Annotated in this window: 25 protein-coding genes; 17 read left to right on the top strand and 8 right to left on the bottom strand. The window is 59.6% G+C overall.

What is annotated here, in order from left to right; translation table 11 throughout:
- Nucleotides 1-289 precede the first annotated feature (289 nt).
- The 4 genes from FOI68_RS18370 (at nucleotide 290) to FOI68_RS18355 (ending at nucleotide 4,220) form a co-directional block, all read left to right on the top strand.
- Complete coding sequence (locus FOI68_RS18370; protein WP_143863979.1) at nucleotides 290-1,192, top strand: hypothetical protein; 903 nt, start codon at nucleotides 290-292, stop codon at nucleotides 1,190-1,192.
- A gap of 332 nt (nucleotides 1,193-1,524) precedes the next feature.
- On the top strand, nucleotides 1,525-2,220 hold the full coding sequence (locus FOI68_RS18365; RefSeq protein ID WP_029100883.1) for a response regulator transcription factor: 696 nt from the start codon (nucleotides 1,525-1,527) through the stop codon (nucleotides 2,218-2,220).
- Complete coding sequence (locus FOI68_RS18360; protein WP_044900056.1) at nucleotides 2,220-3,671, top strand: sensor histidine kinase; 1,452 nt, start codon at nucleotides 2,220-2,222, stop codon at nucleotides 3,669-3,671. Before FOI68_RS18365 ends, FOI68_RS18360 begins: the two co-directional genes overlap by 1 nt.
- Nucleotides 3,672-3,824: 153 nt before the next feature.
- On the top strand, nucleotides 3,825-4,220 hold the full coding sequence (locus FOI68_RS18355; RefSeq protein ID WP_081656638.1) for a hypothetical protein: 396 nt from the start codon (nucleotides 3,825-3,827) through the stop codon (nucleotides 4,218-4,220).
- A 199-nt stretch (nucleotides 4,221-4,419) separates the two neighbouring features.
- On the opposite strand, the gene FOI68_RS18350 is transcribed toward FOI68_RS18355, so the two are convergent.
- Nucleotides 4,420-5,634: a hypothetical protein gene (locus tag FOI68_RS18350; RefSeq protein ID WP_143863978.1), complete on the bottom strand. Its 1,215-nt coding sequence runs from the start codon at nucleotides 5,632-5,634 to the stop codon at nucleotides 4,420-4,422.
- A 152-nt stretch (nucleotides 5,635-5,786) separates the two neighbouring features.
- On the opposite strand from FOI68_RS18350, the gene FOI68_RS18345 reads away from it, so the two are divergent.
- The 3 genes from FOI68_RS18345 (at nucleotide 5,787) to FOI68_RS18335 (ending at nucleotide 9,886) form a co-directional block, all read left to right on the top strand.
- Nucleotides 5,787-7,262: an alanine/glycine:cation symporter family protein gene (locus FOI68_RS18345; protein WP_143863977.1), complete on the top strand. Its 1,476-nt coding sequence runs from the start codon at nucleotides 5,787-5,789 to the stop codon at nucleotides 7,260-7,262.
- Between the two features lie 167 nt (nucleotides 7,263-7,429).
- Nucleotides 7,430-8,101, top strand: coding sequence for a LytTR family DNA-binding domain-containing protein (locus tag FOI68_RS18340; protein ID WP_029100886.1), 672 nt, complete (start codon nucleotides 7,430-7,432; stop codon nucleotides 8,099-8,101).
- A 267-nt stretch (nucleotides 8,102-8,368) separates the two neighbouring features.
- Nucleotides 8,369-9,886, top strand: coding sequence for a succinyl-CoA:acetate CoA-transferase ScpC (locus FOI68_RS18335; protein WP_044900053.1), 1,518 nt, complete (start codon nucleotides 8,369-8,371; stop codon nucleotides 9,884-9,886).
- A gap of 203 nt (nucleotides 9,887-10,089) precedes the next feature.
- Here FOI68_RS18335 and FOI68_RS18330 read toward each other — a convergent pair whose 3' ends face one another.
- The 7 genes from FOI68_RS18330 to FOI68_RS18305 all read right to left on the bottom strand — a co-directional run bounded on the left by FOI68_RS18330 (nucleotide 10,090) and on the right by FOI68_RS18305 (nucleotide 13,647).
- Nucleotides 10,090-10,275: a hypothetical protein gene (locus FOI68_RS18330; protein ID WP_141669815.1), complete on the bottom strand. Its 186-nt coding sequence runs from the start codon at nucleotides 10,273-10,275 to the stop codon at nucleotides 10,090-10,092.
- Nucleotides 10,276-10,392: 117 nt separating this feature from the next.
- Nucleotides 10,393-11,175, bottom strand: coding sequence for a pirin family protein (locus FOI68_RS18325; RefSeq protein ID WP_035299156.1), 783 nt, complete (start codon nucleotides 11,173-11,175; stop codon nucleotides 10,393-10,395).
- A 57-nt stretch (nucleotides 11,176-11,232) separates the two neighbouring features.
- Complete coding sequence (locus FOI68_RS18320) at nucleotides 11,233-11,619, bottom strand: DoxX family protein (protein ID WP_143863976.1); 387 nt, start codon at nucleotides 11,617-11,619, stop codon at nucleotides 11,233-11,235.
- A 78-nt stretch (nucleotides 11,620-11,697) separates the two neighbouring features.
- Entirely contained in the window at nucleotides 11,698-12,324 is a 627-nt protein-coding gene (locus tag FOI68_RS18315) for an FMN-dependent NADH-azoreductase (RefSeq protein ID WP_143863975.1), read from the bottom strand.
- A 123-nt stretch (nucleotides 12,325-12,447) separates the two neighbouring features.
- Nucleotides 12,448-12,894, bottom strand: coding sequence for a MarR family winged helix-turn-helix transcriptional regulator (locus FOI68_RS18310; protein WP_029100891.1), 447 nt, complete (start codon nucleotides 12,892-12,894; stop codon nucleotides 12,448-12,450).
- Between the two features lie 174 nt (nucleotides 12,895-13,068).
- The gene (locus FOI68_RS23615) at nucleotides 13,069-13,224 is read right to left on the bottom strand and encodes a hypothetical protein (protein ID WP_156110488.1); all 156 of its coding nucleotides are present in this window, start codon (nucleotides 13,222-13,224) and stop codon (nucleotides 13,069-13,071) included.
- A gap of 75 nt (nucleotides 13,225-13,299) precedes the next feature.
- Nucleotides 13,300-13,647 (bottom strand): GNAT family N-acetyltransferase, encoded by a 348-nt coding sequence (locus tag FOI68_RS18305; RefSeq protein ID WP_143863974.1) that lies wholly within the window; start codon nucleotides 13,645-13,647, stop codon nucleotides 13,300-13,302.
- A gap of 214 nt (nucleotides 13,648-13,861) precedes the next feature.
- Between FOI68_RS18305 and FOI68_RS18300 the strand changes: the two genes are divergently transcribed.
- The 10 genes from FOI68_RS18300 (at nucleotide 13,862) to FOI68_RS18260 (ending at nucleotide 25,782) form a co-directional block, all read left to right on the top strand.
- A complete protein-coding gene (locus tag FOI68_RS18300; protein ID WP_143863973.1) occupies nucleotides 13,862-14,962 on the top strand; it encodes a carbohydrate kinase in 1,101 nt (366 codons plus the stop codon).
- 3 nt (nucleotides 14,963-14,965) lie between these two features.
- Nucleotides 14,966-15,883, top strand: a complete 918-nt coding sequence (locus FOI68_RS18295) for a pseudouridine-5'-phosphate glycosidase (protein ID WP_143863972.1) — start codon at nucleotides 14,966-14,968, stop codon at nucleotides 15,881-15,883.
- A 203-nt stretch (nucleotides 15,884-16,086) separates the two neighbouring features.
- On the top strand, nucleotides 16,087-18,531 hold the full coding sequence (locus tag FOI68_RS18290) for a heavy metal translocating P-type ATPase (RefSeq protein WP_044900048.1): 2,445 nt from the start codon (nucleotides 16,087-16,089) through the stop codon (nucleotides 18,529-18,531).
- 1 nt (nucleotide 18,532) lies between these two features.
- Complete coding sequence (locus FOI68_RS23610) at nucleotides 18,533-18,694, top strand: hypothetical protein (RefSeq protein WP_160297153.1); 162 nt, start codon at nucleotides 18,533-18,535, stop codon at nucleotides 18,692-18,694.
- Nucleotides 18,695-18,887: 193 nt separating this feature from the next.
- On the top strand, nucleotides 18,888-19,088 hold the full coding sequence (copZ, locus tag FOI68_RS18285; RefSeq protein WP_029100895.1) for a copper chaperone CopZ: 201 nt from the start codon (nucleotides 18,888-18,890) through the stop codon (nucleotides 19,086-19,088).
- Between the two features lie 180 nt (nucleotides 19,089-19,268).
- On the top strand, nucleotides 19,269-20,153 hold the full coding sequence (locus tag FOI68_RS18280; protein ID WP_143863971.1) for an arginase family protein: 885 nt from the start codon (nucleotides 19,269-19,271) through the stop codon (nucleotides 20,151-20,153).
- Nucleotides 20,154-20,183: 30 nt separating this feature from the next.
- On the top strand, nucleotides 20,184-21,149 hold the full coding sequence (locus FOI68_RS18275) for a sporulation protein (RefSeq protein ID WP_029100896.1): 966 nt from the start codon (nucleotides 20,184-20,186) through the stop codon (nucleotides 21,147-21,149).
- A gap of 240 nt (nucleotides 21,150-21,389) precedes the next feature.
- Entirely contained in the window at nucleotides 21,390-23,045 is a 1,656-nt protein-coding gene (locus FOI68_RS18270; protein WP_143863970.1) for a response regulator transcription factor, read from the top strand.
- Nucleotides 23,042-24,799 (top strand): cache domain-containing sensor histidine kinase, encoded by a 1,758-nt coding sequence (locus FOI68_RS18265; protein WP_143863969.1) that lies wholly within the window; start codon nucleotides 23,042-23,044, stop codon nucleotides 24,797-24,799. Before FOI68_RS18270 ends, FOI68_RS18265 begins: the two co-directional genes overlap by 4 nt.
- 11 nt (nucleotides 24,800-24,810) lie before the next feature.
- Complete coding sequence (locus FOI68_RS18260) at nucleotides 24,811-25,782, top strand: substrate-binding domain-containing protein (RefSeq protein WP_035299165.1); 972 nt, start codon at nucleotides 24,811-24,813, stop codon at nucleotides 25,780-25,782.
- Nucleotides 25,783-25,813 lie beyond the last annotated feature (31 nt).

Raw genomic sequence — 25,813 nt, 5'->3', positions numbered from 1 at the left:
AGGTTGATAGGTTCGGTGTGGAAGCGCGGCAACGCGTGGAGCTGACGAATACTAATCGGTCGAGGACTTATCCACTCCATAATCCTTTGCCCACCATGCGTATCCAGTTTTCAGGGAATGAATGTAAAAGAGGACCTCGTTTCTTTTCCATAGCGGGAAAGAGGCGGGGTTTTTTATTTGATCGGGAAAATAGCATGGGCGCGATCGTGTAAGGTATTCATTTTCATACTTTAAAAACTAAAAAGTTTATAATATAATGAATCCAATAACAGGAAAATGGGGGGTGAACATGCGGTTGTTGGATTCGTATGTGGAGCTGGGGGTTGCAGGCATGGCCCGTGCCGGGAAAACGTCATGGTTTTACGGTCACGTTGGCGCCGCGCTGCTGGCCGGGTACTTCATGAATCAGGAGCACGAACTGCCGGAGCATGTGAAAGAGGGGATCGAGCGGACGTGTGAATCGTTTCGCCGCCAGCATCCGGAGTGGTTTGCGCCGCCGGAGCCGGAAGAAGCCGATCCGGTACTGCTGAAGCGGGTCATCAAAGGCCTTGAGAACAATGTGAAACAGCTTCGAACCTCCGGCCACGGCCTGGCCTTGGGCGTGCTGGCGCTGAAGGCGCTGCGCCAGCGGCCGGATCTGATCACGCCTCAAATTGTGGACGGGCTGGCCGCAATGTTGGAGGGAACGACACAAGACAGACCGAACCGGTACTGGGGAATCGACAATTATTTTGAAGTGACGGCAGCAGACGTCCCGGACATTCCGGCATACCAGGACACGCTGGACATGACGAGGCGGACGTACGGCGAGCTGCATACGGTGGTACCGGGGCGCGTCATCGACGGAGTCATGTACCATCTGGCCGGCGAGACCATTCACAGCATCACCCACGCGCAGGCATTGACCGATCTGGAGCGCTTCGGATACGACGATCTGGTTTCAGCCGGCATGGCCAACCATCGCATCCAGATGCACCTGAACCGCCAAATCCCAGACTTCGTGCTGGAGGATGAGGTGAAGGAGCCGGCCTTCGTCTCCCTCTACGATCCGCAGTATTGGGCGAAAACGTATTCTGACCCGCATGCGCTGAAATTTCCCTACGCTGCGCTCGACCTCCTGAAACGTCTCCCGGAAGCGGAACGGGCTGAAGCGGAGCGGAATGCCTGCAAACTGCTGACGATCATACCATAACGGGAATGGCTGTCTCTCGGTACAGGGAGGCAGCTTTCTTTTGCACCTTAACGGCGAAACGACAGAGACACGGCAAGAGCGCCGCCTCAAGGCGCGGCCCCGCAAATGACAATGATTCCCCCGTCTTTACAGGTCCACATTCATCCACATCTGTGTTACCATAAGAAAAGCTTTTACTGCAGGCTTCTCGAAGAAGCAGGTTCTTCTGCAGCGGAAGCTTGTTCTTGTTGTTTCCGATTATGATCACCACACGGTTATGTTCGCTGAAACACATGTGACACCTTGGGGCTGCCTCCAAAAAAGTACCGATGAGAGAAGGGGGGTTGTTGGCTATGAGCCATACAAAGGTTTTGGTAGCCGATGACGATCCAAACGTATGCGAAATCATTCGCCTGTACTTTGCGAAGCAGCAGATTGACCTGGTGGTCGCCAGCGACGGCAGGCAAGCGCTGGAGCTGGTGGAAAAAGAATCTCCGGACATGATTATTCTCGACGTGATGATGCCGCAGATGGACGGCTTTGAGGCGTGCCGCGAAATCCGCAAAAGATGGGACACGCCGATCATCATGCTTACGGCGAAGGACGAAGAGTTTGACCGCGTGCTCGGGTTGGAGCTTGGGGCCGACGATTATGTGACGAAACCGTTCAGTCCGCGTGAACTGGTAGCCCGGATTCGGGCCATCCTCAGGAGAATGCAGCCAAGGGAAAAGGCGGAGGAGGACGCGGCGCGCCTGCTCACGTTTGATCAGTTGTCCATCGATTTGGACAAACGGGAAGTGATCGCAGCCGGCGAAAAAATCAGCTTTCGCCCGAAGGAGTTTGACCTGCTTGTCCATCTGGCGAAATCGCCGGGCAGCGTCTTTTCGCGTGAGCAATTGCTGGAACAAATCTGGGGTTTTGACTATTTTGGCGACATCCGCACGATCGACGTGCACATCAAGAAGATCAGGCAGCGGCTGAACAAGCTCCCCTACGAGTGCATTCACACGGTGTGGGGAATCGGCTACAAATTCGAGGTGGGCGAGTAATGCTGGGGATGTCGAAAAGCATCTTCCGCCGCCTGTTGTTCAGCTTTCTGGCCACCGTGCTGATCGGATTGGGCATCTCCGGTCTGCTGATCTCCTTTTTCGCCAAGGAATACTTTTACGATGCCAAGGAACAGGAACTGCTGCGCCAGGCGAAAAAAGTAAACGCGCAGATTCACGACAGCAGCCGGATCAACGGACGTCTGCTGGAAAAGCTGCGCAATCTGGACGAAACGTACGACGTGCGCATCTGGCTGTTTGACCGCGACGGCAAGATTGTCGCCACCTCGATGAAAGACGAAGTGTTTACCGGAAAATCGGTGGCGATGTCGATCGCCAACAAGGTGCTGAACGGGCAGAACGCGGTGACGGAGTTGAAGATCGATGGCATGGAGGACCCGATGCTCTCCGTCGCCATTCCCTGGGGAGAGGGAGAGGAGATCTACGGGGGAATCATTCTGCACGCCCCGATCGAAGGCATCGAGCGCACCTTTGCCCAGATGCGGGAAACCATCCTCTGGGCCACCCTGTTCGGCGTCGTGCTGTCCACAGCGATGGTCTCCTATCTCTCGTGGTCGATCTCCCGGCCGCTGCAAAAAATCGAGCGCACGGCGACGGAAATTGGCCGGGGCAACTACGCCGAGCGGGTCAAGGTGGACACGGCGGACGAAATCAGCGACCTCGCGCAGACGATTAACACGCTGGCGGAAAAACTGGAGCGGGTGGAGCAGGAACGGCACCACCTGGAGCAGGTACGCAACGATTTTCTCGCCAACGTGTCGCATGAGCTGCGGACGCCGCTGACGGCGATCCAGGGCTTTTTGGAAGCGCTGCAGGACGGCCTGGTGGAAGAGGAGGAAGCGCGGCAAAAGTACTACGCCGTGATGTACTCGGAGACGATGCAGATCAACCGCCTGGTGGACGACCTGATGGATTTGATGAAGCTGGAGAACAACGAGGTGACCCTGGCCAGATTCCCGGTAGACGTCGCCGAGGTGATCAACAAGACGGCGTTCGCCTTCCGCCCCGAAGCGGCGGAGAAAGGGCTGGAGATCGTGGTGGAACTGGCGGACGCCCTGCCGAAGATTTACGCCGATAAGGACCGTGTCGCCCAAATCGTCAAAAACCTGGTCAAAAACGCAGTGAAGTTTACCGACGAGGGGACCATCCGCATCACCGCGGAACCGGAGGGAGAGTGGGTGAGGATGTCCGTCGCGGACACCGGCATCGGCATCGCCGCTGACGACCTCCCGCGCATTTGGGAACGGTTTTTCAAGGTGGATCGCGGACGTTCCAAGAAAAACAAAGGAACGGGGTTGGGGCTGGCGATCGTCAAAGAGCTGGTCGAACTGCACGACGGAAACATCACCGTGGAAAGCGAGCCGGGCTTGGGAACCACGTTTACCGTCTGGCTGCCGACCGTGGAAAAGTACCGTCAGGCACAAGCGCAGTAACGGCGTCGAAGCGGTTCGGGACGGTCATCATTTTTTCATAGTTTGTTCATGGTTTTTTCCCACTTCGCTCACGGAATGGCTATCTTTTCCCGTTACGCTATGAGTGTGACGGCGAGATCGTCATGAACCTTGAAACGAAAGGGGAGAATGAACATGAAGAAAACATGGGTATCCCTGGCCGCTGTTGCCGTACTGCTTTCCGGCAGCCTGGTAGCATGCTCCAACGGATCGGGCACGCCGGAACCGGCAACGCAGCAGGACGGCGGAAGCGCCACGACTCCGGGGACCTCTACACCGACGGAAAACCAATCGACCGACAGCTCGGTTTCTCAAGATCAATCGAACGCGAATGCAGGTGCAGCTGACTCGAATGCCGGTACGTCCGACGCCTCGACGGGTGCTTCTGACTCCACCGGCAAGGCAGGTCAAAGCACGGACGCCTCTTCCGGCAGCGGAAGCACCGGCTCCACCGATTCGAGTTCGACAGGTTCCGCCGGAACGAACAACGGCGGCACCGATCAATCTACTTCCGATTCCGCCAAGAACTAACGGCGAGACATTCGGTCATAGGCGAGCAACACCACTCTTTCCCCGCATCCCTCCATGTATCAATAAATTTCAGGACGGTTTTTACCGTCCTTTTTTGTTTTGGTGTCGAAACGCATCCCCCTTCCGGCCCGGGACAACGGCCGGAACGCGGCTGAACAGCGAATGGGAGCGAGCGGCTGGGCAGGCTGGAGCCGATGGTTTACTTGACGTGATCCAGCACGCTTTTGATCACGGCCGGGGAGTCCTGCCGCACATTCAGGTTGTAATGCGTGCGGACGGCTTGATAAACGGCGTTGACCGCCCGGCTGCTGCGCGTTTTCCGGTAATCGGCCACAAGTTGGGCGAATCGGGGGTGGTGGATCAGGTCGCGGCTCCAGTCCCACACCCGGGGCTTCAGGGCGTCCGCGCGAGCGGCTTTCAACATCTGTTCAAAACGCGGCGTAACATACTGGGCAATCTTTTGGTTGGCGGCGTAATAGCCGGGATGGTCGTACACCGAGTACGGGGACGTATTCCTGTCGTACGGCCGCCCGTTGACGTACATCAAATCGGTCGTGCGAACCGGCACCATGCCGGGCTTCAGCTTCACCTGGTAATACTCCCAGCCGTTCGCCGTCTTTTTGCCCGGCAGGATCAGCGTCAGAAAATCAAACAAACGCTTGTACGGATACTCTTCAAACACGTCTTTCGGCCCCGGCGTCATCTGCAGGCGGTTCTGGGGGTAGATGTATCCATCGGGGGTAACGTCAAAACCGGGCAGTCCGATCTCGACGGCCCAGCGAACGGGGATGTCCTGGGAATCCTTCAGATCGATGCCTCCGTGATACGGCCGAACGTCTTTGAACATCCGGTACAAGACCGTCGCCACAAAATACTTGCTGGCGGCGCCGTCGTCGATTTCCTCCGGTTTGACGTACCCGGCGTTGATCAGGGCCTGCAGCCGTGCCTGCAGGTTGATTTCTCCGCGCTCCCTGTGTAGACGCATCCCTTCTTCCGTAAACAGTTCCGTGGCGGCGACGCGCCGGTCCATCTCGGCCGGGTCGTATCCTGCGGGGTAGACGGGCGGGAGAACGCCGATCCAGTTGTACACATCCAGGAGAAAGCCCTTTTTGGACGTGAGGAACGTGAGGTTTTCCCAATAGATCGCCTTTTCGCTGATGTAGCCGCCCGCCTGATCGGACAAGTAGCTGTCCAGCCGGTGTTTGGCCACCAGTTCCGCAGGCTGCGGATTTTCGATCGTCACCATCTCCGTATTGAGAAACAGCACCTTCTCCGGATGGGGCGGCAGTTGGTAGGTAAGCCGGAAGCCGGCCGGTTGGGAGGCCGCCTTCGCTTCACCCGGGGCGATTCCCTGGACGGCGCCGAACACGAGGCTGCATGCGAGGAGAGCGGTTGAGAGGGAGGATCTGTTCATCCGATATTCAGTCCTTTCGTCATCGTCGTATCCGTATGACGATTCATTGGATGGATCGGTTTCGGATGGCGCTGCAAAAGATTACAAGTTGTATGAACAAACGAAATATTTTATAATTACATAAAATTAGAGAATTCTAGAAGGGGGGCATTTTGTTGGAAGCATTCATTCAATGGTTAAACGACATCATTTGGAGTCCTGCACTGATATACCTGTGTCTGGGGACAGGGTTGTTTTACTCGATGGCGACCCGGTTCCTGCAGGTGAGGCACCTGAAAGACATGGTCAAGCACATGTTTGAAGGAAGGAGTTCCGAGGCAGGGGTATCTTCCTTCCAGGCCTTGTCGCTGGCGCTGTCCGGCCGTGTCGGGACGGGCAACATCGCCGGCGTGGCGACCGCGATCGCCGCAGGAGGACCGGGTTCGGTCTTCTGGATGTGGCTGATCGCCTTTTTGGGGGCCGGTTCGGCGTTCGTCGAAGCCGCCTTGGGGCAGGTGTACAAAACCAAACAAGACGGCCAGTTTCGCGGCGGCCCTGCCTATTACATCGAAAAAGGGCTGAAGCTGAAATGGTACGCCGTCTTGTTTGCGGTTGTGACCGTCATTGCGACGGGAGTGCTGCTGCCGGGCGTACAGGCCAACAGCATCGCGGCGGGGATCGAAAACGCCTTTGGGATCCATCCCGCCATTACCGGAAGTGCCTTGGCGGTGATTTTGGCCTCGATCATCTTCGGCGGTGTCAAGCGGATTGCCAATGTTGCGCAGGTGGTCGTGCCGTTCATGGCGCTGGGCTATATTTTGGTGGCCCTGATTATCGTCTTTTTGAACATTTCCCAGTTGCCCGGCGTACTGGCGCTGATTTTTACAAGCGCATTTGGTCTGGACGCGGCCTTCGGGGGCATTCTCGGCGCCGCCATCTCCTGGGGCGTGAAGCGGGGGATTTATTCCAACGAAGCGGGGCAGGGGACCGCGCCGCATGCCGCCTCCGCGGCGGAAGTGTCCCATCCCGCCAAGCAGGGGCTGGTTCAGGCGTTCTCCATCTACGTGGATACCTTGTTTGTCTGTTCCGCGACCGCTTTCATGATTTTGATCACCGGCATGTACAACGTAAAGCCGGACGGAGCGGCCCCCATTGTGAACAACCTGGGCGACGTCGAGCCGGGGCCGATTTTTACCCAGCAGGCCGTCGAGACGGTGTTTCCCGGCTTTGGCGCTCCGTTTGTCGCCATCGCGCTCCTGTTCTTCGCCTTTACCACGATCATGGCCTACTACTACATGGCGGAGACCAATCTGGCCTATCTGAACCGCTACGTGAAGCGGACCTGGTCGGAGTATGCCTTGAAGATCGTCATCCTGGGGGTGGTCTTCTACGGGAGCGTGAAGACGGCGAGTCTGGCCTGGACCTTGGGGGACATCGGCGTCGGCAGCATGGCGTGGCTCAACATCATCGCCATTTTGCTGCTCACCAAGCCGGCGCTGGCCGTGTTAAAGGACTATGAACGCCAGAAGAAAGAGGGAAAAGACCCGGTATTCGATCCGGTCAAGCTGGGCATAGCCGACGCCGATTTCTGGGAGAAGGAATACCAGTACCCGGGCGTGCCGGAACCGTCCAGAAGAAAAACGTCGTAATCGCGGAAAGACCTCGGACTGCACAAGCAACGCCGAGGTCTTTTTCCGTTGTCTCCCCAACTCGGGATCGGCGCCGCAGGTGGAAAAGAGCGGGGATTTGTCCGAAGCGGGCGAAAATGTGTTTTAATAAAAGTGTACTTCCATTTTTCATGGCAGAGGGATGAAACATGGAGAAAACACTGGTTCCCGAAGTGCTGCAGATGATCGGTGAAGTGATCCCGGAGGGCGTGTCGATCGCCATTTCGGATGATTCCCGCTACATTTACTATCAGCCCAGCGCCAGCATCGACCTGAAAATCAAACCGGGCGACGCGGTGCGGGAAGGATCGGCGACGTACAGAGCGCTGACCGCTCGCCGGAAGGTGGCGCAATACGTGGAAAGCCGGGTGTTCGGCGTCCCCTATTACGGGGTCTCCCTGCCGCTTGTGCGCGGCGGCCGGCTCGAGGGCTGCGTCACCGCGATATACCCCCGGGTGTTGATGCCGCATATGGCTCCGCAGCCGGCGCCGACCGTGCTGACCGGCAAGACGGAAGACGGCTGGCTGCCTGTCCACGTGTCCGAGATCGTGTTTATTCGTTCACACGAGGGCAAAACGCTGCTGCACACGGCAAACGGCTCGTACGTCAACCGGTACAGCCTGACCGAGCTGGAGCGGATGCTGCCGCCCGAGCGGTTCGTGCGCTGCCATCGGGCCTATCTGGTCAATATCGAAGCGGTTGGCTTCATCCACCCGCATTTTCATTCCACGTTTATGCTGGAGATGAAAGACAAGCAGCGGACCCGCGTCCCGGTCAGCCAGTCGTACGCCAGCCATTTCCGTCAAAGGCTCGGTTTTTGAGGGACGTGCGGTCCCGTCTGTGCGGCTGCTGGCCGAGCGGTCTCGCGTCTTTGCCTGTTTTCGGTTTTGGCCCGGCGTCGTCGCGTCCCTGCCTGCCTGGCTTCTGATCGGTTGAGCCTTGGGCCCGGTTTTGGCGGTTCCGACGTTCAGGGGTGTTTTTTCTGGCCTGCCGCCGAATTTTCTGGCTTGTGGGAAATCGAGTGCTCGCTCAGTTTGAATGTGCTACTGTGGTACCAAACAGACGAACGAAAATGGCAGGTGGGTAACATGGTATGGGAGCGCTTACGCGACAATCGCCTTCGGGGCAAAATCGTGCAGGCAGAGGAAGCGGCAAGCTGGATTGAGGACGGCATGACCCTCGGGCTGAGCGGGTTTACGCGGGCCGGCGACGCCAAAGTCGTTCCGGTCGCCTTGGCAGAACGGGCCAAGCGGGATGGACGGCCGTTTACCGTCAACGTCTACACGGGGGCATCCCTGGGCTCCGGCGTGGACGCGGTGATGGCGGAAGCGGGAATTGTTGGCAAGCGGCTGCCGTTTCAGGTGGATCCGGTGATGCGCCAAAAGATCAACGAGGGAGAACTGCTGTTTGTGGATCAGCATTTGTCCCATACGGCGGAATTGATACGCGCGGGAGTGCTGGACCCGATTGACTACGCGATTGTGGAAGCGGTTGCAGTGACGGAAGACGGGATGATCATTCCGTCGACCTCTGTGGGCAACTCCAACGTCTTCGTGGAGCATGCCAAGCACGTCATCATCGAGCTGAACATGGCACAGCCGCTCGCGCTGGAAGGCATCCACGACATCTACACGCCAGGCCGGCAGGGGGAACGCTCGCCGATCCCGCTGACCTCGGTCGAACAGCGGATCGGGCAAAAGGGCATTCCGGTCGACCCGGACAAAGTGAAGGGCATCGTCATCACCGAACAGTGGGATTCCCCGTCCACGATCGTCGAGCCGGATGAGGAAACGGCGGTGATGGCCGGCCACTTGATCGAGTTTTTGCGTCATGAAGTGAAAAAAGGGCGGATGCCGCAAAACCTGATGCCGTTGCAGTCCGGCATCGGCTCGGTCGCCAACGCGGTGTTCAACGGATTTTTGGAGTCGGAGTTTTCCGATTTGACTGTGTATTCCGAGGTGCTGCAGGACGCTGTGTTTGATCTGATCGACGCGGGCAAGGTGTCGTTTGCGTCCGGCTGTTCGATCACCCTGACGGCGGAGAAAATGAAGCAGGTGGTGGCCAACTTCCCCGCATACCGCGACAAGCTGGTGCTGCGGCCGCAGGAGATCAGCAACCATCCCGAGGTGATCCGCCGTCTGGGGCTCATTTCCATCAACACCGCCCTGGAGTTTGACATCTACGGCAACGTCAACTCGACCAACGTCCTGGGGACGCGCATGATGAACGGCATCGGCGGTTCCGGCGACTTTGCCCGCAATGCCCGCCTGGGGATTTTCGTCACCAAGTCGGTGGCCAAGGGCGGCAAGATCTCCAGCATCGTCCCGTTTGTGTCCCACGTGGACCACACGGAGCACGACGTCGATATCGTCGTCACGGAGCAGGGCTTGGCCGACCTGCGCGGTCTGGCGCCGCGCGAACGGGCCCGGCTGATCATCGAGAACTGCGCTCACCCGCTCTATCGTGACCAACTGCGTGACTACTTCCGGGAAGCGCTGACGCGCGGCGGCCATACGCCGCATGTGCTGGAAAAAGCGTTCTCCTGGCACACGCGGCTCGCCCAGGAAGGCACGATGCTCGAAAAGAAAACGGTCTCCTCCCGCTGACGGGAGAGACCGTTTTTTCGTTTCGAGCTTGGCCCATTCAGCAGGGCCCAAGCGGTGGTTACGCCCGTTTGGCCGCTGCCACGGCGCGGTCGCTGAACGCTTTCAGGTAATCGAGTATGTTCTTTCGCGGGAAAACGGGGAAATTCCTGCCGGACAACCGGGATGAATGAGGGGGAAAACCGTAAAGAGGAGGAGGAAACGCGTCACTTTTTCTTATCAAACAAACGTTTAACGAGGATGGGGGCAAACATGAGAAGAACCGGAACCCAAACCAGGACGTTGTCGAAGATGACCTTCCATACGTTCAGCAAGCTGCGGCCCCCTTTCCGCGGTCGGTGATTTCCGAAGAGACGGCGACAGCACAGAAGTGTCGGCACCCATTTCTTCATTCGAGCCCCTTCTGGAAAATCCTTCCGAAACGACGGCCGATCAGCCAGCGGAGGAGGTGCGGACATGAAAACGAGGCCGTCACTTTCTGCGTGACGGCCTCGCTTTTGCCGCTGCGATTATTTGCGATACAGCGGGTACTCCACCTCGGCAGGGACGCGGATGGCGACGAGGCGCAGCGATTCACCCGGATCGGCATGGAATTCGACCGATTCCGTCCCGTCTGTCGTGACGACGGCGAAGTCGCCTGTCTCCAGGGAGGCGTTGGACGACGGGCCGCCGTCCGCCTGCCGCTGCGGCCGGGCGGTGCCCCGGCCGCTCACCACCACGGCCGCCAGAGCGTATCCGTCCGGGAGCGAATGGGACCAGGATTGCCCCGCTGCGATGTCAATGTCGACCATTTCCGCGTCGGTCACGAGGCGGATCGGCGCTTGCGGGCCGACCACCCGTTTGATCCGGACGCCGCCCGCTTCCTCCACGGGAAACTGTTCATGGTCGTACTGGTTGTACGTGGGCGCTTCCTTGACGGCGCGGGCCAGATGCGGTTCAAACCAGATCTGAAACATCTCGGTGCCCGCCGCCAGCTCTTCCGCGTGATAGACGCCCGAGCCGGTCTGCATCACCTGCGCGCCCCCGGTCGAGACCTGCTGCAGGTTGCCGAGCGTATCGCGATGCCCCACCGTGCCCGTCAAGACGTACGAGATGATTTCAAAACCGGAGTGGGGATGCAGCGGAATCTCAAAGGTGGCAAGCGATTTGGCCCAGGCCCAGTAAAACAGCGGTCCGACGCGTTTGACGGCCGAGTGTTCGTGCGGAAAGCCGATCGGTTTGTTCTCCACGATCTCGCCGCTGCCGAAATGGCCTTTGCCTTGTTCGTTTTGCGAATAAACAGCGATGTGCATGTGCGGTTCCTCCTTCAACTCAGGGATGCTGTCCGGGAGCGCCCATTCTCTGTGCGTTCAGAACAGGACGTAAGCGCCGGGGCCGATCAGGGCCACGCCGATCGCCACCGCAATCAGCACCAGGTTGTATTCGTATCCGTTTTGCGTCGCCCAGTAGCCGTTGGCGCCGTGGACTTTGACGATCGCCACCAGCATGGTCAGGGCGATCAACAGCGCGCCGACCCACGTGCCGACACCGGCGGCAAACAGCAGGCCGCCCACCAGCTCACCCAGGCCGGCCAACAGCGCCATGGTAACGCCCGGCTTCAAGCCGATGGACTCCAACCATCCGCCGGTTCCTTTCAAGCCGTAGCCGCCGAACCAGCCAAACAGTTTTTGTGCGCCGTGCCCCACGAACGTCAAACCCACGACCAGGCGAATGATCAACAAACCAAGATCGATCATGATGTTCATCTCTCCTTCATATATTTTTAATTTTAGTTTCTTAAAGTTAAGATATTTGTCCAAAAAGGCCGGCGGGCCTTAGAAGGTCTCCGCCAGTTTTGCAGCCTTTTCCAAGCCTTCCTGCACGATCGCTTCGGCTTTGTCCGGGAATTGGTTGTGCCCTTCCACGATCACGGTGGAGATGTCTTTCACTCCGAGGAAGCCGAGGACGTTTTGCACGTAGTTTACGGCCATTTCCGCCGCAGCGGCCGGACCTTCGGAATAGATGCCGCCGCGCGCGTTCAGCAGGGCCACTTTTTTGTTGTTCAGCAGGCCGATCGGACCTTCCGGGGTGTATTTGAACGTTTTGCCGGCCTGGCACAGGTAATCAATGTAAGTGTGCAGCACGGCAGGCACGGTGAAGTTCCACAGCGGGAAGGCGAACACCACTTTGTCGGCCTCCAGGAACTGGTTCAGATACTTGTTCACCAGATCGGCCGCCTTTTGCTCTTCCGCGGTCAGCTCGATGCCTTGGCCGGATTTGTACATGGCGTTGATTTTCGTCACGTCGTAGTAGGGCAGGTTTTCCGCAAACAGGTCCAGTTCCACTACCTCGTCGTTCGGGTGGGATTCTTTGTAGCTATTCAGAAACGCGTGATACAGCTTCACGCTGACGGATTGTTCGATGGGACGGTTGTTGGCTTTCACAAACAGAACCTTGCTCATGTGGTTTCATTCCCCTTTCCTTTTGTAAGCTGATAACTTTTATTTTTTAAATCTTGATTTCAAGATTATTACGCGTGATCTGTTTTGTCAAGGTCTTTTTTGGCCGGGGGCAGCAGGTGTTTTCTAGAAACTCTCCTGCGCGGCCCGCCCCAGCTTTTTCAACAGCGCGATCGCCTGCCGTTTTTCTTCGGCGGTAAGGCCGCTCACTGCCTTTTCGACCGCTTCCTTGTGGGATGGAAAAATATCGGCCAGAAACTGTCTGCCCTGGTCGGTCAGCTCCGCGTAAATGACGCGCCGATCCTCGGCACACGGCTTGCGCACCAGCAGCTGCTTCTTTTCTAGTTTATCCACGACGTAGGTAATGTTTCCGCTGGAGATCAGGATTTTTTCGCCAATTTGCTGCAGCGGTTGGGGGCCTTTGTGGTACAGGACTTCCAGGACGCCAAATTCCGTCGGGTTCAATCCATGGCGGCGGATGTCGCGGTTGGTATGGGCCGTGACCCAGTTGTAGGAACGGGACAGCACAATCAGAAGCTCAAGTGACTCGTTTCGCTGCTGCGTATCTGCCATGAAGGATGCCCCTCCTTTGCTTCGCTGTTTAATATCTCTAATTTGAGATAATGGTACACGAGAAGGCAGGTCTTGTCAAATGGAAGGGCCGGCAGGAGGAATCGGCATGAATGGATCGGCGAACCCCCGGCGCTTGTGATATGAGCGGGCAGGGGGTTGCCGGCAATCTGTGTCCTAGTACTCCACTTTGGTGACTTCCTCCAGCGGGCCCAGCGGATTTTCCTTCGCTTCCCGCAGCTCTTTCTCCAATATTTTTTCGTGGCTCTCGTCGGACAGGTCAAAGAAAAAATACTCGTCTTCGTCGTTTCGCTTTTCCCGTTGGTCAGCCATCTGAGATCCCACCTGTTTTTGCTTAGTGTGCGCGAAACAGGGGCGGCTCATCCCCGGAAGCGTTACAGCAATCGTTCAAACACGACCATGTCCAGCGCGCGGATGCCGTTTTCCGCGGATGATCTCCTTGCCCAGCCCTTTGCCCCGGTATTCCGGCAGGACGGCGATGTTTTTGATCTCCGCTTCGTCGGGAGAGGCGGGGATCATCAGGCAGGCGCCGAGGACTCGCTGCCCGTCCGCTGCGATATACAGTTCTCCTTCCCGGATGTACCGCTCGACTTCTTCTTCCCAGTCGTCGGCAAGCAGCAGAATGTCGCGGTAGGCCATGCGCTCGTGGGGCAGCACAACTTCGATCAGTTCGATCGTGTTCACGTGGGTGACCTCGCTCTCGCAGATGTTTTCGCTTGTTTTGTACCGCAGCATGCGAGATCGCGCCGGTCCCCATCGTCGATTACCGGGGACAATCCCGACGCGCTCCGACGGCCCGTTACGGGGCCGCAGGTGCGCGTTTCTCGTTTGGGGGGATCGGGAGTCCATGATTTTCTCTTCTCAAACATTTGTTTATGTGATAAACTTTTGTTTGAAAAGAGAATGCGAAAGAAAAAGGGGAATGATGGCAGAAGAAAGGAGGAGGGCCGTGGACAAGGAACAGCAAATCCTGCGCTACATTCGTGAAAATCCGTTTATCAGCCAGCAGGAGCTGGCCGACAAGATGGGCATTTCCCGCTCGGCGGTGGCCGGGTACATCGCCCAGCTTACCAAACGGGGCGAGATCAAGGGACGTGCCTATGTGCTGCGCGACGAAGGGCGAATCGTCTGCATCGGCGGAGCCAACCTGGACCGGAAGGCGCGCGGGAAGCAAAAAGTGCGGCTGCATTCGTCCAATCCGGTGACCATCACCGAGTCGTGCGGCGGCGTGGCGCGCAACATCGCCGAAAACCTGGGGCGGCTGGGCAGCAGCGTCACGCTGATTAGCTGCGTCGGCGAAGATAAAGAGGGCGAGTGGATTTTGCAGGAGACGAAAAGGCACGGCGTGGACGTCAGCCAGGTGTGGCGGCTGCCCGCCCGGCGTACGGGCACGAACACCGCGCTCCTGGACATCGACGGGGAGATGGTGGTCTCGCTGGCCAACATGGACATCTACGACGCGCTCACCCCGGAGATGTTCGCGGACAAGTGGTCCCACATCGCGGCGGCGCGGGCCGTTTTTCTCGATACCAACCTGCCGGCGGATTGCCTGGCGTACATCATCGAGCGCTGCCGCACGGAAAACATCCCGCTGTTTGTCGATCCGGTCTCTTCCGCCAAAGCGAAGAAACTGCCGGAGAGGCTGGACGGCGTGGACGCGATCCTGCCCAACCGGGAAGAGGCGGAACTGCTGGCGGGCATGCCGATCGCGTCGGTCGAAGAGTGCGCCGAGGCGTGCCGCCGGATACGAGAGCGGGGCGTCAAGCGGGTGGTCGTCACGATGGGCGAGCAGGGCGTGTACTATCAATCGGCGGAACAGGCGGAACACCTGGCCCCGTATCCGACGGACGTGGTGGATGTCACCGGTGCGGGCGACGCGTTTGCCTCCGGGCTTTTGTACGGCATCGTCAACGGTGAATCGTTCGGACAAGCCTGCCGCCTCGGATTGGCCGCATCCGCCCTGACCCTGCAGACGGAGCAGTCGGTCTCGCCGCTGCTGCAGCCGGAGCAGCTCGCACAAACAGTAAGGCAGTACGAAAAGGAGCGATAACGAATGAAAGAATACCTCACCTATACGGAAGAAGTGCGTCACGCGCTGGAGAACAACCAGCCGGTCGTGGCGCTGGAGACGACGATCATCTCCCACGGCATGCCGTACCCGCAAAACCTCGAAATGGCCAAAGAAGTGGAGCGGATCATCCGCGACAACGGCGCCGTGCCGGCCACCATCGGGATCATGAACGGAAAAATCAAGATCGGGTTGACGGAGAGCGAGCTGGAGGAATTCGCCACCAACAAGTCGGTGGAAAAAGTGAGCCGCCGCGACTTTCCGTACATCCTGGCGAGCGGTAAAATCGGCGCCACGACTGTAGCCGCCACGATGATCGCCGCGCAGTTGGCCGGCATCCGCGTCTTCGCCACCGGCGGCATCGGCGGGGTGCACCGCGAAGGGGAGATCACCTGGGACGTGTCCGCTGACCTGACCGAACTGGCCCAAACCAACGTGGCCGTCGTCTGCTCCGGGGCCAAGTCGATTCTCGACCTGGGGCGCACGCTGGAATACCTGGAGACTCACGGTGTGCCGGTTGTCGGCTACCGCACGGACGAGTTCCCGTCCTTCTTTGCCCGCGAGAGCGGCTTTGGCGTCGATTTCCGCCTGGACACGCCGGAGGAAGTGGCGGCGCTGATGGACACCAAGTGGCAGTTGGGACTGAACGGCGGTCTGGTCATCGCCAATCCGGTGCCGGAAGCGGACGCGCTGAATCACCGCGAGATCGAAGCCGTCATCCAGCAAGCGCTGGCGGAAGCGAAGGGAAAGGGCATCACCGGAAAACAAGTGACACCGTTCCTGCTCGACCGGGTCAAACTGTTGACGGCCGGCAAGAGCCTGCAGACCAACATCGCCCTGGTGAAGCACAACGCGGAGGTGGCGGCCCGAATCGCCGCAGCCTATCACGCCAAGAAAAACTGACACGGCCCGCGAAAACAACGGCCGCCATCGCGCGCTGTCCGGAGACGGACGGCGCTTTTTGCCGTTGGCAGAACATGTTTGCCCAACCGCTTGATATACCCTCCTGGGGTATTGTATAATGGGCGTGTAATAAACAGGAGCCCTTGAGGGAATCCTATCAAAAATATACCCCACATGGGTATTTTGATGCGGAGGAATACGCGATGAGCGCCAAAATAAAAGAAGCGACGGTTCCGATTTCCGGCATGACCTGCGCGGCATGCGCCATTCGCATCGAGAAAGGGCTGAAAAAGCTGGAGGGCGTGGAGTCGGCCAGCGTCAACCTGGCGCTGGAAACGTCGACGGTCGTCTACGATCCCGAGAAAATCAGCCTGGGCGACATCCGCAGCAGGATCGAATCGCTCGGGTACGGCGTCGTGAGCGACAAGGCGGAGCTGAGCATTACCGGCATGACCTGCGCCGCATGCGCGGCCCGGATCGAAAAGGGGCTGCGCAAATTGCCCGGGGTGCTGGAGGCAAACGTCAACCTGGCGTTGGAGACAGCCACCGTGGAATACGACGCGGGGCAGGTCGGCGTGAACGACCTGATCCGGCAGGTGGAAAAGCTGGGTTATCAAGCGGCTGCCAAGGGCGATCAGACGGACGCGGAAACGGTTGACCGCCGGGCGGAGGAAATCGACCGGCAAACCGGGAAGTTTCTCTTTTCCCTGATCCTCTCCCTGCCCCTCTTGTGGGCGATGGTCGGCCATTTTTCCTTCACTTCGTTCATCTGGCTGCCGGAGATGTTCATGAATCCGTGGGTGCAGTTGGCCCTGGCGACGCCGGTGCAGTTCGTCGTCGGCCGGCAGTTTTACGTCGGCGCCTACAAGGCCCTGCGCAACGGAAGCGCCAACATGGATGTGCTGGTCGCCTTGGGCACATCGGCCGCCTACTTTTACAGTCTCTACCTGGCGATCCGCTCCATCGGGTCGGGGGCGCACATGACGGAGCTCTATTTTGAGACGAGCGCCGTGCTGATTACGCTGATTCTGCTCGGCAAGCTGTTTGAGGCGAAGGCCAAGGGCCGTTCGTCCCAGGCGATCCGCAAGCTGATGGGACTGAAGGCGAAGACGGCCGTGGTGGTCCGCGACGGCGAGGAGCTGACGATCCCGGTGGAAGACGTGCGTCCGGGCGACATCGTCCACGTGAAGCCGGGGGAAAAGGTGCCCGTTGACGGCATCGTCCTGGAGGGGCAGTCGGCCGTGGACGAATCAATGCTGACCGGTGAAAGCGTTCCTGTCGACAAGGCGGCGGGCGACGCGGTCATCGGCGCCACGCTGAACAAAAACGGTTTTCTCAAAGTGCGGGCGACCAAAGTGGGCAAGGAGACGGCCTTGGCCCAGATCATCCGGGTCGTGGAAGAGGCGCAGGGCTCCAAAGCGCCCATTCAGCGGCTGGCGGACAGCATCTCCGGTATCTTCGTGCCGGTCGTCGTCGGCATCGCGCTCGTCACCTTTGCCGTCTGGTACCTGTTGGTGACGCCGGGGGACTTCGCTTCCGCGCTGGAAAAAGGCATCGCTGTGCTGGTGATCGCCTGCCCGTGCGCGTTGGGGCTGGCAACGCCCACCTCGATCATGGCCGGCTCCGGCAGGGCCGCCGAACTGGGGATTCTGTTCAAGGGCGGTGAACACCTGGAGACGGCCCATAAGCTGGACACGATCGTGCTGGACAAGACGGGCACGGTGACCAAAGGGGAGCCGGAGCTGACCGACGTGCTGGCGTACGGGATGGAGGAAGCGGAGCTGCTGGCGCTGGTGGGGGCGGCGGAGAAACACTCCGAGCATCCGCTGGCCCAGGCGATCGTCAAGGGCATTGCCGACAGGGGCGTCACGTTGACCGGGGCCGAGTCGTTTGAGGCGATCCCCGGGTTTGGCATCCGCGCCGCGGTGGACGGCAGGGAAGTGCTGGTGGGGACACGCCGCCTGCTGGACCGGCATCAGATCCCGTTTGACCAGGCGGCGGAAGCGATGTCGCGGCTCGAGCGGGAGGGCAAAACGGCGATGCTGGTGGCCGTGGACGGCCGGCTGGCCGGGCTGGTGGCGGTGGCGGACACGATCAGGCCGACGTCCCGCGAGGCGGTGCAGCGCTTGAAGGCGATGGGACTGGAGGTCGTCATGATGACCGGCGACAACCGGCAGACGGCGGAGGCGATCGCCCGCCAGGCGGGGATCGATCGGGTGATCGCGGAAGTGCTGCCGGAAGGAAAGGCGGACGAAGTGAAAAAACTGCAGCAGCAGGGTCGCAGGGTGGCGATGGTGGGCGACGGGATCAACGACGCGCCCGCGCTGGCCACCGCCGACATCGGGATGGCGATCGGCACCGGCACGGACGTGGCCATGGAGGCGGCCGACATCACCCTGATGCGCGGCGATCTGACCGGCGTGGCCGACGCGATCGTGATGAGCCGCAAAACCATCCGCAACATCAAGCAGAACCTGTTCTGGGCCTTTGCCTACAACGCGCTGGGCATCCCTGTGGCGGCGCTGGGCTTCCTCGCGCCCTGGCTGGCCGGAGCGGCGATGGCCTTCAGTTCGGTGTCGGTCGTGCTGAACGCCCTGCGCCTGCAGCGCGTCAAACTGGAATCACGCTCAACGGAAAGAGGGCGATGAGATGAGCCGCACAGCAACATGGGCGCTTTCCGGCGCCGTGTACCTCCTCCTGGTCATCGGCGGCTACCTGCTGTACGAAGCGGCTGCCGCTCCAGGAGAAGCCCCGCATCAACAGCCGGAGAGCCACTCCCTTTATCAGCCGGCAGCCCCTGCCGCGCATTAAGCCGCAGGTGAGGCCGACCAGCGGCGGCGGATCATGCCGCCTTACCAGCCGGCCGGTAAAACGCAGCAGCGGCCCGCCTGCCTGCGGCCCGACCGGCAATCGCCAGCCCGCCTGCGGCCGGTCCCGTGAAATAAAGAGGCGGTGGCAGGCGGACAGAAAGCATACAGGAAAACAGGAAAAAGGAGCGATCATCATGCAAAACGTAACCCTGCGCGTGGAAGGAATGTCCTGCAATCACTGCGTCAACGCGATTGAAAAGGCGCTGAAGGAGTTGGGCGCATCCGGAAAAGTGGATCTGGCCGCCAAAACGGTGGAGGTCAGCTATGACGAGAACGCCCTGACGCTGGAGGCGATCAAGGAAGCGATCGAAGACCAGGGATACGATGTGGTGTGACACCCATTCCTCATGGCAGATAGCTGTCCTCCTGTACAGACGCTGTAGGACAAGCAGTTCCTGACCGGTGACGGCGGCCCCCTGCCGGAACGGTGGCTGTGCCCCTCGGCCAGCGAACTGATCCGGTATGGAAAAGCGAGCTGTGATACAATGAAAGCAGCTTGAAAGGAGGGGGGCGCGGTGAACGTAACGGTAACAGGTATTCCCGTCTTCTCCGGCGCCTATGTCTCCGGTACGGAACTGGCGCCGGCCGCTTTGCGGGCGGCAGGATTGACGGCCGTCCTGCAGGAGCAGGGGCTGTCGGCAAGCGACCGGGGCGATCTCGCCCTTCCCGCTTATCTGCCGCGCCACAACGTTCCGCCTGTTCGCAACTGGCCGGCGCCGCGCATGGTCTGGGACCTGCTGCGCGAAGAGGCGCGCGGCTGTTTTCGACGCGACGAATTTTCCCTGTTTCTCGGCGGCGACTGCAGCGTGATCGTCGGGACGGCCCAAGGGTTTCGCGACGTCTATGGAGACAAGGCGTACCTCCTAGTGCTGGACGGCCACTTTGACGCGATGGCGCCCTCCGCCTCCCGCTGTCTCGGGGCAGCCGGCATGGGCCTGTGGTTTTTGCTGCAGGGAGGCGGCGTCTGGACGGAGGCGACCGGGTGGACAGCGGACAGCATCGTTGTGCTGGGGTGCCAGCGGATGCCGGACGAGACCTACGGAGTAGAGATCGTCACGCTTGATCAGTTGTGTGAACGAGGACCGGGCATGCAGGCGGCCGACGTCTTGCGGGCGATTCCTGCCGACGCCTATATCCTCGTCCACTTTGACGTCGACGTGATGCACAAGGAGGCAATGGCGGCCGCCTATTCGCCGAGTGAAACCGGCCTGTCGCTGGCGCAGACGGAGGAACTGCTGACCGCTGTCCTGGCCGATCCACGCGTCGTCGGGGCGAACGTGACGGAATTTTCCGCATTGCGGGACGTGACAGGCGAGCAGGCCAGCCGACTGGTTCGGCTGCTCGGCCGCGCACTGGCTGCTCGCACAACCCCCTCTGGATCTGATACAATACAGATATAAACGTTTGCTTATATGAAGGAGGAGAGGGTCTTGCTGAAAAAGTGGATGGCCAAACTGGGAGTGGGAGCGGCGACGGTCGATCTGCGGCTGGATCGCCCTGCGTACCGGTTGGGAGAGACGATCACGGGCGCGATCCGCATCGAAGGGGGCAGCGTGGAACAGCGCATCTCCGAGCTGAGTGTCCTGTTGATGATGAAGGTGTACGTGCAGGGGCAGGAGGTAACGCGTCCGGTGCAAACGTACCCGGTCAGCCGCAATTTCACCGTGCAGCCGAAACCGTTTGTGCAGGAGATTCCGTTTGCCTTTGAACTGCCGGCAGGGCTGGCCGTGTCGACGCCGTCCGTTCAGTACTACCTGCACACCAAGCTGGATGTGGAAAGGGCGCTCGACCCGACCGACCTGGATGCGGTGCAGGTGCTTCCGCCGGAACCGGTGGAACGGGTGCTGGACGCACTGGCCCGCCTCGATCTGCGGCAAAAGCCCGACTCCGGCAAGCTCACGCCGTACGGTCAGGAGTTTTCGTTCTTCATGGGACGGCCGCTGGGCATTCCGCTCAAGGAACTGGAGGTCATCTTCTTCTCCATGCCGGGCGAGCTGCGTATGCTGACGGAACTGGATTTGGCCGTACCCGGCATGTTTGGCGGCGAGATGGAGCGCAAGGCGGAGATCGTCGTACCGCAGGACCTGCTGGCCGCCGGCCGGGAAGAGGAGCTTTCCCGCTTCCTTCTGGATACGCTTCGCACCTACGCGGAAAATCCGCAGGCGATCCCGTACGTGTCGATGGCGTCCTACGGCCAGCCGCTGCACGGTCATCAGGGCCACTACGGTCACCGCGGCCACGGCATGGGCGGCATGATCGGCGGCATGGCGGCCGGCTTCCTGGGCGGCATGCTGCTGGGCGAGGTCATGTCGGAAATCGGAGAGTCGGCCGAGGACCTGTTCGAAGAAGCGGGCGGCGGATTGGATTTCGATGTTGACGGCTTTGACGAACTGTAATCACAGGCGCGGATACGGCCACCGTTCCCCTTCCCGGGGGAGGCGGTGGCTTTTTCGTGTTGACGTGCGTGGCGGCCATCCAGTACCACCCCCACCCGATTCCCCGGCGGAGAGCGGAATCACGGACGGCGCGGCCGATGCGCATAACGGTTCAGGCGAGAGCACCGGTTTTTTGTGCGCGTGTCCGCCCGGAAGGAGTCCGGGCCCGCCTGGAGTAATATGTAACCGGGGGGAAGATGCATGTACACACTGCTGCTGATTGACGACGAAGAAGACGTAAGGGAAGGCGTTGTCCGCGAGATTGACTGGCAGGCGTACGGGTTCGCGGTCGTCGGGACGGCGGAAAACGGCCAGGAGGCGCTGGAGAAGATGGAACGAAGCGTACCGGACATCGTCGTCACCGACATCAAGATGCCGTTTATGGACGGGCTGGAGCTGGCCGCCGTCGTCAAAGAGCGGTATCCCACCGTCAAAATCGTGATTCTGACGGGCTTCGACGAGTTTGAATACGCGCGGAAAGCGGTCAAGCTGCAGATCGACGAATACGTGCTCAAGCCGTTTTCTGCGGGTGAACTGATCGATGCCCTCTTGAAAGTGCGGGCGCGGCTTGACGAAGAAGCCGCCGAGAAGAAAAACATCCGCCTGTTGAAGGAGCACTATCAAAAAAGTTTGCCCGTGCTGCGGGAAGTGTTCCTCACGTCGCTGATTACCCGCAGGCTGCCCGAGGCCGACATCCGGGAAAAGGCGCACGCGTACCAGATCGATTTGGAGGGAAATGGCTTTGTGGTCGGCGCCGTCAGCATCGACCGCCCCTGCGTCGGAGAAGATCCGGCGAATCGCTCTGCGCCGCCGCCCATCCGTCAGGCGTGGGGAGAGGATCGGGAACTGCTGCTGTTTGCCGTCCGCAACATCGTGCAGGAAGTGGTCGACAAGCACCGTCTGGGCATCGTCTTCACCAACAACGACCACGTGGTGCTGATTGCCGTCCACCAGGACCGGGAGCGGGAGGCGGTCCTCCGGAAAACGGCGGCCGTGCTGGAAGAAGCACGGCAATTCGTTGAAAAATTTTGCGAATTCACCGTGACGGCGGGGATCGGGACGGTCACCGGCGAGCTGGCGGACCTTTCCTTTTCCTACGAGGACGCGGTCGCCGCGCTCGACTACAGGGTGGTGCTCGGAAACAACCGGGTGATCTGCGTCGATGACGTGGAAAAGCGCTGCGTGGAAAAGGTCCGCTTCGACGAGCGAAAAGAACATGCGCTGATCCGCTGTCTGAAGGTGGGAACGCCGCAGGAACTGAAGGACATCGTGGACGAGCTGTTTGCCGAGATCGCCGATGCCCGCGTGTCCATCAAGGATTATCACATCTACCTGCTGGAGATCCTGACCGCCATCCTGAAGGCGGCCAAGGGGGCCAATCTGGACCCGGAGCGCGTCTTTGGCGAAAACCTTCAATGGTTCACGGACATCCACAAGTCCCAAACGCTGCAGGAGACGAAGGACAGGCTGCTGCACATCTGCTCGGGCATGATGAACAGCATCGCCAGCGACAGACAGTCCTCCTACAAACGGCTCGTCGCCCAGGCCGTCGAATACGTCAAAAACCACTACCACGAAAGCGACATCTCGATCCACAAAGTGTGCAGGCAGCTTCACATCAGCGCGGGGTATTTCAGCAGCATTTTCAAAAAGGAGATGAATACGACATTCGTCAACTTTCTGCTGCAGGTCAGGATGGAAGCGGCCCAGGAACTGCTGCTGACGACCGACCTGAAAACCTTTGAGATCGCGGAACGGGTCGGGTATGCCGACCCCAACTACTTCAGCTTTTGCTTCCGCAAGAAGTGGGGCATGTCTCCCAAGGAGTACAAAAACATGGCCAGAGGGGTACGATGAAAAATCCGGTTATCGCGCTGGTTCACACGTTGAAGATGAAGAGCATCCAGTTTATCATCACGGCCTCGTTTACGCTGGTGACCGTCGCGGTCATGCTCTTTGTCGGCGTCATGCTGTACAGCAAGTTTTCCGAAACGGCGGAACAAAACGCCTTTCTGCACACCCAGCAAATCATCGACCAGGTCAGCTTCAACCTGAACAGCTACCTCGACGGCATGACGGACATCTTTGAACTGGCCGCGGAGAAAATCCGCCGAAGCGAGAACGTGCCGGACGACAAGCTGACGGAACAGTTGGGGACGATTCTGGAAACCCGGGAGGATCTCGTCTCGGTGGCGGTGTTTTCGCGGGAGGGCGAACTGATCGCCGGGTTTCCGCAGACGGCGATGCGGAAAAACACGAGACTGCGGGAACAGAGCTGGTTCCAGGCGGCGTTGAACAACCCCAGCCACATCTCCTTTTCGCTTCCGCACATTCAGAACCTGTTTCAAGGCGAGTACAAGTGGGTGGTCTCCATGAGCAGAGGCATCTCGGTCGCCCAGAACGGCGAAAGAGAAGACGCGATCCTGCTCGTGGACGTCAATTTCAAGACCATTGACGACCTCTGCCAGCGGGTGGGCCTGGGCAAAAAAGGGTATGTGTACATCATCGACCTGGCCGGCAACATCGTCTACCATCCGCAGCAGCAGTTGATCTACGTCGGATTGAAAAACGAGAATCGGGCGATTGCCCTGAAAAACTCGTACGGCAGCTACGTGGACGAGTCCGGCGGGGAGCGGCGGCTGGTCACGATCAAGACGCTGGATGACATCGGCTGGAAAATAGTCGGCGTCTCGTACATGGACGAGATCGCCACCACGAAAAAGGAGATCAGCGGGTTTATCTTCTGGCTGCTGTTTGTCGTCATCGCCGTGGTGCTGTTTGTCCTGACCTATATCTCCGCCGCAATCTCCCGGCCGATCCGCAATCTGGAACGCTCCATGGAGCAGGTGGAGAAGGGGGATTTTACGGTCAACCTGGCCGTTCGGGGTAGTCACGAAGTGGAGCAGCTCTCGCGCCGTTTCAACCACATGGTGATCCGCATCAGGCAGCTCATGGATCAAATCATCCGGGAGCAGGAAGCCAAGCGGAAAAGCGAGCTGGAAGTGCTGCAGGCGCAGATCAACCCGCATTTTTTGTACAACACGCTCAACTCGGTCGTGCGCATGGTGGGGATCGGCAAAAACGAAGACGTCATCACCACCATTACCGCCCTCTCCAAACTGTTCCGGATCAGCCTCAGCAAGGGGAAAAACATCATCACCGTACAGGAAGAACTGGAGCACGTGCGGAACTATCTGGTCATCCAGAAAATGCGGTACAAAAACAAATTCACCTACGAAATCACAGCCCAGGAAGAGGTGCTTCCCTGCAGGACGCTGAAGCTCCTGCTGCAGCCGATCGTGGAAAACGCGATCTACCACGGCATCGAACCGATGGCGGAGCAGGGGAAGATCACCGTGACGGCGGAAATGGCGGACGGCAGCGTGCTGTTCCGGGTGCGCGACAACGGGCTGGGCATCCCGCCCCACGTGCTGGAGCAGATCGGCTCCGGCCAGATCAAAAGCAAGGATGGGTCGGGCGTCGGCATCAAGAACGTGCACGAGCGCATCCGGCTGTTTTTTGGCGAAGCGTACGGTCTTTCCATCGAAAGCGACGAGGAGACCGGCACCACCGTGACCATACGAATACCGATGATGACGGAAGAGACGTGAAGAGGGACGCAATGAACCAGTCAAGCAAACAAGGATGGCGTACGCTTCTGTTCCTGCTCCTGGCGGCGGCCGCCGTCCTGGGTGCCTGCGCCGGTCCGGCCGACGACCATGTCAAACAGAAGAACGTGGCGCTCATCGTCAGGATGAAGCACGGGGATTACTGGCGGACGGTAAAATTGGGGGCGGAGATGGCCGCCAGGGAGTTTGGCGTCAACGTCAATTTCTACGCCCCCGACTACGAAGAAGACGTGAAGGGGCAATTGGCGCTGGTCCGGCAGGCGTTTGCGGACGGAACGGATGCCGTGGTCATCGCCCCCGACGGCCAACAGGTCCTGGACGAAGCCGCGGCGCGGGCGAAGGAGCAGCGCATCCCCGTTTTGACCATCGACTCCGAACTGACGGGGCCGGGGGTGGCAAGCTGCATCGGCACCGATCATTACGACTCGGGCAAAAAAGCGGGAGAGAAGCTGATCGAACTGGTCGGGCCGTACGGCAGGATTGCCGTCCTGGGAGCGGGCGGGGGAAACGGCGGGCAGCGGGAAAAGGGACTGCTGGATGCGATCGCCCGCTATCCGGGGGTAACCATCGCGGCCAGGGAGTACGCCGTCTCCGATCAAAACCAGGCCAGTGAGCTGGCTGCAGGGATCATCGCCGCCCAGCCGATCGACGGCATCGCGGCGCTCAACGCCGTCTCCGCGCTCGGCGCCGCCCACGAGATCGAAAAAAGAGGGCTGGCGGGAAAGGTGAAAGTGGTGGCCATCGACAGCCCGCCGGACGTGCTGGCGTACATTCAGGAGGGCGTGATCCAGGCCACGATCATGCAGAAGCCGTTCAGCATGGGCTACCTGGGCGTCAAGCACGCGGTGGAGGCGATAAACGGCCTGCCCGTCCCGGCCCGCGTCGATACGGGAACGAAAATCATCGACATGGACAACATGTTCTGGTCGGAAAATCAAAAGCTGCTGTTTCCGTTTGTCAAGTGAGGGACTGCGATCCGCAGGCGGGAAGATGGCG

This window comes from Brevibacillus sp. LEMMJ03, assembly GCF_007197875.1.
Taxonomy (GTDB): Bacteria; Bacillota; Bacilli; order Brevibacillales; family Brevibacillaceae; genus Brevibacillus; species Brevibacillus thermoruber.
This window is presented reverse-complemented; position numbering and strand designations above follow the sequence as displayed.

Excerpts from the sequence above, each read along its gene's own strand:
- FOI68_RS18310 (WP_029100891.1), bottom strand. The coding sequence starts at position 12,894 with ATGGCAGATACGCAGCAGCGAAACGAGTCACTTGAGCTTCTGATTGTG.
- FOI68_RS23615 (WP_156110488.1), bottom strand. The coding sequence starts at position 13,224 with ATGGCTGACCAACGGGAAAAGCGAAACGACGAAGACGAGTATTTTTTC.
- FOI68_RS18365 (WP_029100883.1), top strand. The coding sequence starts at position 1,525 with ATGAGCCATACAAAGGTTTTGGTAGCCGATGACGATCCAAACGTATGC.
- FOI68_RS18330 (WP_141669815.1), bottom strand. The coding sequence starts at position 10,275 with ATGAAGAAATGGGTGCCGACACTTCTGTGCTGTCGCCGTCTCTTCGGA.
- FOI68_RS18350 (WP_143863978.1), bottom strand. The coding sequence starts at position 5,634 with ATGAACAGATCCTCCCTCTCAACCGCTCTCCTCGCATGCAGCCTCGTG.
- FOI68_RS18335 (WP_044900053.1), top strand. The coding sequence starts at position 8,369 with ATGGTATGGGAGCGCTTACGCGACAATCGCCTTCGGGGCAAAATCGTG.
- FOI68_RS18295 (WP_143863972.1), top strand. The coding sequence starts at position 14,966 with ATGAAAGAATACCTCACCTATACGGAAGAAGTGCGTCACGCGCTGGAG.
- FOI68_RS18265 (WP_143863969.1), top strand. The coding sequence starts at position 23,042 with ATGAAAAATCCGGTTATCGCGCTGGTTCACACGTTGAAGATGAAGAGC.
- FOI68_RS23610 (WP_160297153.1), top strand. The coding sequence starts at position 18,533 with ATGAGCCGCACAGCAACATGGGCGCTTTCCGGCGCCGTGTACCTCCTC.
- FOI68_RS18370 (WP_143863979.1), top strand. The coding sequence starts at position 290 with ATGCGGTTGTTGGATTCGTATGTGGAGCTGGGGGTTGCAGGCATGGCC.
- FOI68_RS18325 (WP_035299156.1), bottom strand. The coding sequence starts at position 11,175 with ATGCACATCGCTGTTTATTCGCAAAACGAACAAGGCAAAGGCCATTTC.
- FOI68_RS18360 (WP_044900056.1), top strand. The coding sequence starts at position 2,220 with ATGCTGGGGATGTCGAAAAGCATCTTCCGCCGCCTGTTGTTCAGCTTT.
- FOI68_RS18270 (WP_143863970.1), top strand. The coding sequence starts at position 21,390 with ATGTACACACTGCTGCTGATTGACGACGAAGAAGACGTAAGGGAAGGC.
- FOI68_RS18315 (WP_143863975.1), bottom strand. The coding sequence starts at position 12,324 with ATGAGCAAGGTTCTGTTTGTGAAAGCCAACAACCGTCCCATCGAACAA.
- FOI68_RS18305 (WP_143863974.1), bottom strand. The coding sequence starts at position 13,647 with ATGCTGCGGTACAAAACAAGCGAAAACATCTGCGAGAGCGAGGTCACC.
- FOI68_RS18320 (WP_143863976.1), bottom strand. The coding sequence starts at position 11,619 with ATGATCGATCTTGGTTTGTTGATCATTCGCCTGGTCGTGGGTTTGACG.
- FOI68_RS18290 (WP_044900048.1), top strand. The coding sequence starts at position 16,087 with ATGAGCGCCAAAATAAAAGAAGCGACGGTTCCGATTTCCGGCATGACC.
- copZ (WP_029100895.1), top strand. The coding sequence starts at position 18,888 with ATGCAAAACGTAACCCTGCGCGTGGAAGGAATGTCCTGCAATCACTGC.
- FOI68_RS18355 (WP_081656638.1), top strand. The coding sequence starts at position 3,825 with ATGAAGAAAACATGGGTATCCCTGGCCGCTGTTGCCGTACTGCTTTCC.
- FOI68_RS18260 (WP_035299165.1), top strand. The coding sequence starts at position 24,811 with ATGAACCAGTCAAGCAAACAAGGATGGCGTACGCTTCTGTTCCTGCTC.
- FOI68_RS18340 (WP_029100886.1), top strand. The coding sequence starts at position 7,430 with ATGGAGAAAACACTGGTTCCCGAAGTGCTGCAGATGATCGGTGAAGTG.